Here is a 4,847-nt window from a genome sequence, read left to right on the forward strand (position 1 = left end):
GTACGCGGGGACCAGGGCGGCCGTGGGCGCCGCCAGACCCCGCCGCGGCCCGGCGGACAGCTCCCGCAGCCGGAAGCGGTCCGGCTTCCCCGGCGGGAAGCGCACCTCGACCTGCCGCCCCTCCCAGGCGGCGTCCAGCGTGCCGCGCCGGCCGCCCGCCGCCGGAAGCGCGTACTCCCGCCCGGTGTCCGGGTCCGTGAAGCCGACGACCACCGGAATGCCGTGCGAGGACTGCGCACCGGACTCCGGCAGCCGCTCCACCCGCACCACCCGGGCCGGCACCCGCACCGCGCGCCGCGCCCGGCTCACCCCCGCGAACGCCCGCCCGTACCCGAGCAGCGCCAGCGCGCCGAAACCGCCGCCCACCCCCAGCAGCACCCCGTCGATCCCCATCCGGCACCCCCCGTTACCGAGGACGAGCCCTTCCGCCCCGGCGGTTCCGGACACACGACGGCGCCCCCGGACCGTCGTCCGGGGGCGCCGTCAGCTGTCGCGAGGGGGCGCGGATCAGGCCAGCAGGGCCGGGATCGTCGCCTCGTGGGCGTCGCGCAGCTCCGTCAGCGGGATGCTGAACTCGCCCTGCACCTCGACCGCTTCGCCGTCGATCACACCGATCCGGGTGACCGGCAGGCCGCGCGCGCCGCACATGTCGGTGAAGCGCAGCTCCTCCGAGCGCGGCACCGCGACCACCGCGCGGCCGGCCGACTCGGACAGCAGGAAGGTGAAGGCGTCCACCCCGTCCGGCACCACCAGGCGCGCGCCGAGGCCGCCGCGCAGGCAGGACTCGGTGACCGCCTGGATCAGGCCGCCGTCGGACAGGTCGTGGGCGGCGTCGATCATGCCGTCGCGGGAGGCGGAGATCAGGATCTCGCCGAGCAGCTTCTCCCGGTCCAGGTCCACGGCCGGCGGCAGCCCGCCGAGGTGGTCGTGGACGACCTGGGACCAGGCCGAACCGCCGAACTCCTCGCGGGTGTCACCGAGCAGGTAGATCAGGTGGCCTTCATCGGTGAAGGCCATCGGGGTACGGCGGTTCACGTCGTCGATCACGCCGAGCACCGCGACCACCGGGGTCGGGTGGATCGCCGCCTCGCCGGTCTGGTTGTACAGCGAGACATTGCCGCCGGTCACCGGGGTGCCCAGCGCCAGGCAGCCGTCGGCCAGGCCGCGGGTGGCCTCCGCGAACTGCCACATCACCGCCGGGTCCTCCGGCGAGCCGAAGTTGAGGCAGTCGGAGATCGCCAGCGGCTTCGCACCGGTGGCGGCCACATTGCGGTACGCCTCGGCCAGCGCCAGCTGCGCGCCGGCGTACGGGTCGAGCTTGGCGAACCGGCCGTTGCCGTCGGTGGCGATCGCCACCCCGAGGTCGGTCTCCTCGTCGATGCGGATCATCCCGGAGTCCTCGGGCTGCGCCAGCACCGTGTTGCCCTGCACGAACCGGTCGTACTGTCCGGTGATCCACGCCTTGGACGCCTGGTTCGGCGAGGCCACCACCGCCAGCACCTGCTCGCGCAGCTCGGCGCCCGACGCGGGCCGCGGCAGCTTGCCCGCGTCGTCGGCCTGCAGCGCGTCCTGCCAGTCCGGGCGGGCGTACGGACGCTCGTAGGTGGGGCCCTCGTGGGCGACCGAGCGCGGCGGAACGTCCACGATCTGCTCACCGTGCCAGAAGATCTCCAGCCGGGTCCCGTCCGTCACCTCACCGATGACGGTGGCGATGACGTCCCACTTCTCGCAGATCTCCAGGAAGCGGTCCACCTTGCCGGGCTCGACGATCGCGCACATCCGCTCCTGCGACTCGCTCATGAGGATCTCCTCCGGCGAGAGCGTCGCGTCACGCAGCGGCACGCTGTCCAGCTCGACCCGCATCCCGCCGGAACCGGCCGAGGCCAGCTCGGAGGTGGCACAGGACAGGCCCGCGCCGCCGAGGTCCTGGATACCGGTCACCAGCTTCTCCCGGAAGAGCTCCAGGGTGCACTCGATCAGCAGCTTCTCCTGGAACGGGTCGCCGACCTGGACCGCCGGGCGCCGCGAGGGCCCGGTCGCGTCGAAGGTCTCCGACGCCAGCACCGAGACACCGCCGATGCCGTCGCCGCCGGTCCGCGCGCCGTAGAGGATCACCTTGTTGCCGGCGCCGGACGCCTTGGCCAGGTGGATGTCCTCGTGCCTCATCACGCCCACACACAGCGCGTTGACCAGCGGGTTGCCCTGGTAGCAGGGGTCGAAGACCACCTCGCCGCCGATGTTGGGCAGCCCCAGGCAGTTGCCGTAGCCGCCGACGCCCGCGACCACACCGGGCAGCACCCGCTTGGTGTCGGGGTGATCGGCCGCGCCGAAGCGCAGTGGGTCCATCACCGCGACCGGCCGGGCGCCCATCGCCAGGATGTCGCGGACGATGCCGCCGACCCCGGTGGCCGCCCCCTGATACGGCTCGATGTACGAGGGGTGGTTGTGCGACTCGATCTTGAAGGTGACCGCGTAGCCCTGGCCGACATCGACCACGCCCGCGTTCTCCCCGATGCCGACCAGCAGCGCGTCGGTCTGCGGGGCCTTCTCGCCGAACTGCTTCAGGTGCACCTTGCTCGACTTGTACGAGCAGTGCTCGGACCACATGACGGAGTACATCGCCAGCTCGGCGCCGGTCGGGCGGCGGCCCAGGATCTCCCGGATGCGCTCGTACTCGTCCTGCTTGAGGCCGAGGTCCTTCCAGGGCTGCGCCGCCTCCGGGGACTGCTCGGCGTGCTTCACCGTGTCGAGAGTCATGCGTTGACCAGCTTCTTGAGTACCGAGGTGAAGAACCCCAGGCCGTCGCTGCGGCCGGTGCCGATCAGCGACTCGACCGCGTGCTCGGGGTGCGGCATCAGGCCGACGACGTTGCCGGCCGCGTTGGTGATGCCGGCGATGTCGCGCAACGAGCCGTTCGGGTTGCCGTAGCCGTCGGCGGCCGCGCCCCGGTCGGCGTAGCGGAAGACCACCCGGCCCTCGGCCTCCAGCTCGTCCAGGGTGTGCTCGTCGGCGGTGTAGCGGCCGTCGATGTTCTTCAGCGGGATGGAGATCTCCTGGCCGGCCCGGAAGTCGGCGGTCCAGGCGGTCCCGCTGGTTTCGACCCGCAGTTTCTGGTCGCGGCACACGAAGTGCAGGTCGTTGTTGCGGAGCATGGCGCCGGGCAGCAGATGCGCCTCGGTCAGCACCTGGAAACCGTTGCAAATACCCAGAACCGGCATTCCGGCCTCGGCCTGCCCGATGATCGTCGCCATGACCGGGGAGAAACGGGAGATCGCGCCGGCCCGCAGATAGTCGCCGTAACTGAACCCGCCGGGCAGAACCACGGCGTCGACCTGCTTCAGATCCTTGTCGCGGTGCCACAGCGGTACGGCTTCGGCGCCGGCCAGCCGCACGGCGCGCTGGGTGTCGCGGTCGTCCAGTGTTCCCGGGAATGTGACGACGCCAATGCGTGCAGTCACGACTCCACCTTTACATTGAAGTCCTCGATCACGGTGTTGGCGAGAAACGTTTCCGCCATCTCCCGAATGCGGGCCAGGGCGGCCTCGTCGACCGGTCCCTCGACCTCCAGTTCAAAGCGCTTTCCCTGTCGTACGTCGGAGATCCCGGCGAAGCCCAGCCGCGGCAGTGCGCGCTGGACCGCCTGGCCCTGGGGGTCGAGGATCTCCGGCTTGAGCATGACGTCGACTACGACGCGTGCCACTGGCACTCCCGATGGTGTGGTGCGTGAGGTTCTCCCAGCGTACCGGGTGGTGGAATCTACGCGAGTAGATATCGATGGACGCCCCATCCATCCCACCAGGATCAGAGGATCACGTTTATGTATCGGCTGACGAAATGCGTGGGAAAACCTGGGCCGAAAACATAGGGTCCCGGGTGCGAGAAGGCTTGCGGCGGTCCGGCGATGGGAATTAACTGCGACATCGGGTATCCCCGTAGCCCCATTTCGTGACAGCACCCGTGCGACATCGCACAAAATGAAACGTGTCGAGACCGACTGGTCGGCTCGCCCGCGGCCGTGCGGTACGGCCCGCGGCGGCGCCGCGCCCGCCCCGCCGTCGCACCCACGGGCCGATGGCGCAAGAAAGGACCGATCCCTATGGCGCAACGCGTACTGGTCACACTCGCCGATGACCTGGACGGCGGCGAAGCCGCGGAAACCATCGCATTCGGCGTCGACGGGCAGTGGTACGAGATCGACCTCTCGTCCAAGAACGCGGACAGGTTGCGCAAAGAACTCGCCCCCTACGTGGAGGCCGGCCGCCGGCGCACGCTTTCCGGCCGCGCCTACAAGCGCACCCCCATCGCGCCGACGCCCGCCACGGTGCGCGCCTGGGCGCAGTCGAACGGCTTCGAGGTGCCGGCCCGCGGGCGCATCCCGAAGAAGGTCTACGAGGCCTTCAACAAGGCGGGCTGAGCTCTGCGGGCGGCCCGAGCCGCGGAGGAGCTCCCCCCGGCCGGGGCGCCGGCCGGGGGCACCGCGCGGGGCACGTCCAGGAGCCGGTCCGCAGGCCACCACGGGGGTGGAAAGGCGCCACGACCCGGCGGCCCACGGCGGATTGGACAGCTCCCCCCTTCCTTCCGCTAGTGTGGGGACCACGCCGAGGGCAGGGCCGAAAGGCCAGGTCAGCGGAGGTCATGCGGGCGTAGCTCAGTAGTAGAGCGCCCCCCTTCCAGGGGGGAGGCGCAGTGTGCAATTCCTGTCGCCCGCTCAGGTCGCTCTCCCCGGTCCAGCCTTGCTGGTGGACCGGGGGTAGAGTGATCGAGCCCTGCGGACGTGGCTCAGCTGGTAGAGCATCACCTTGCCAAGGTGAGGGTCGCGAGTTCGAATCTCGTCGTCCGCTCCAGCA

The 4,847-nt window shown here is 70.7% G+C and carries 5 protein-coding genes and 2 tRNA genes; 3 read left to right on the plus strand and 4 right to left on the minus strand.

Annotated elements, in window-relative coordinates:
* From GA0115240_RS13830 to purS, 4 genes are all read right to left on the minus strand, one after another.
* The coding region (locus GA0115240_RS13830) for a DUF3592 domain-containing protein (RefSeq protein ID WP_141708832.1) at nt 1-393 on the minus strand (393 nt) is incomplete at its 3' end.
* Between the two features lie 114 nt (nt 394-507).
* Nucleotides 508-2,757, minus strand: a complete 2,250-nt coding sequence (gene purL / locus GA0115240_RS13835) for a phosphoribosylformylglycinamidine synthase subunit PurL (RefSeq protein WP_093736977.1) — start codon at nt 2,755-2,757, stop codon at nt 508-510.
* A complete protein-coding gene (gene purQ / locus GA0115240_RS13840; protein WP_093736978.1) occupies nt 2,754-3,458 on the minus strand; it encodes a phosphoribosylformylglycinamidine synthase subunit PurQ in 705 nt (234 codons plus the stop codon). The genes purL and purQ overlap by 4 nt, the downstream gene beginning before the upstream one ends.
* Nucleotides 3,455-3,700 carry a phosphoribosylformylglycinamidine synthase subunit PurS gene (gene purS / locus GA0115240_RS13845; RefSeq protein WP_093736979.1) on the minus strand — a complete coding sequence of 82 codons (246 nt, stop codon included), beginning with the start codon at nt 3,698-3,700 and terminating at the stop codon, nt 3,455-3,457. The genes purQ and purS overlap by 4 nt, the downstream gene beginning before the upstream one ends.
* Before the next feature lie 396 nt (nt 3,701-4,096).
* Between purS and GA0115240_RS13850 the strand changes: the two genes are divergently transcribed.
* The 3 genes from GA0115240_RS13850 to GA0115240_RS13860 all read left to right on the plus strand — a co-directional run bounded on the left by GA0115240_RS13850 (nt 4,097) and on the right by GA0115240_RS13860 (nt 4,844).
* On the plus strand, nt 4,097-4,414 hold the full coding sequence (locus GA0115240_RS13850; protein WP_093736980.1) for a histone-like nucleoid-structuring protein Lsr2: 318 nt from the start codon (nt 4,097-4,099) through the stop codon (nt 4,412-4,414).
* A 223-nt stretch (nt 4,415-4,637) separates the two neighbouring features.
* Nucleotides 4,638-4,709: transfer RNA gene (locus GA0115240_RS13855), tRNA-Gly, on the plus strand.
* 59 nt (nt 4,710-4,768) lie between these two features.
* Nucleotides 4,769-4,844: transfer RNA gene (locus GA0115240_RS13860), tRNA-Gly, on the plus strand.
* Nucleotides 4,845-4,847: the final 3 nt, after the last annotated feature.

The organism is Streptomyces sp. DvalAA-14, assembly GCF_900091855.1.
Classification (GTDB): Bacteria; Actinomycetota; Actinomycetes; order Streptomycetales; family Streptomycetaceae; genus Actinacidiphila.

Coding starts and splice junctions, on each gene's coding strand:
- GA0115240_RS13850 (WP_093736980.1), top strand. CDS start 4,097: ATGGCGCAACGCGTACTGGTCACACTCGCCGATGACCTGGACGGCGGC.
- purL (WP_093736977.1), bottom strand. CDS start 2,757: ATGACTCTCGACACGGTGAAGCACGCCGAGCAGTCCCCGGAGGCGGCG.